At 50.8% G+C, this 842-nt stretch carries 1 protein-coding gene; it reads right to left on the bottom strand.

The genetic code is table 11. The features are described 5' to 3' along the window. The coding region (psbD, locus tag GNF10_RS37185; RefSeq protein WP_185593584.1) for a photosystem II D2 protein (photosystem q(a) protein) at positions 1–842 on the bottom strand (842 nt) is incomplete at both ends.

Genomic DNA, 842 nt, shown 5'->3' with positions numbered 1-842 from the left:
TTCAGCAAAATGTTTTTGGTATAGAAGGTTTCAAACTCAGGGTCTTCCGCCGCCCGTAATTCTTGGGAGACGAAATCATAAGCTCGCAGGTTGAGTGCTAAACCGACTATGCCGACGGCACTCATCCACAAACCTGTGACTGGCACGAACAACATGAAGAAGTGCAACCAGCGTTTGTTTGAGAAAGCAATCCCGAAAATCTGTGACCAGAAACGGTTTGCTGTCACCATTGAATAGGTTTCTTCAGACTGGGTTGGATTGAAGGCGCGGAAGGTGTTAGCACCATCACCGTCTTCAAACAAGGTGTTTTCTACTGTCGCACCGTGAATGGCACACAATAATGCACCGCCCAATACACCAGCAACACCCATCATGTGGAAGGGGTTGAGTGTCCAGTTGTGGAACCCTTGCAGGAATAGCAGGAACCGGAAAATTGCCGCTACGCCAAAGCTCGGTGCAAAGAACCAGCTTGATTGTCCCAAGGGGTACATCAGGAATACACTGACGAATACTGCAATGGGAGCAGAGAAGGCGAGGGCGTTATAAGGACGGATACCTACTAGACGCGCAATTTCAAATTGCCGCAACATGAAGCCAATCAAACCAAAGGCTCCGTGTAGGGCAACAAATGGCCACAAGCCACCCAGTTGAAACCAACGGGTGAGGTCGCCTTGGGCTTCTGGACCCCATAACAGCAATAGGGAATGTCCCATGCTGTCGGCGGGGGTGGATACTGCCACTGTTAGGAAGTTAGCACCTTCTAGGTAGGAGGAGGCTAATCCGTGGGTATACCAAGAGGTGACGAAGGTGGTGCCGGTCAGCCAACCGCCTAGTGCTAGGAA

It is taken from the genome of Nostoc sp. UCD121 (genome assembly GCF_014222285.1).
Classification (GTDB): Bacteria; Cyanobacteriota; Cyanobacteriia; order Cyanobacteriales; family Nostocaceae; genus Nostoc.
This window is presented reverse-complemented; position numbering and strand designations above follow the sequence as displayed.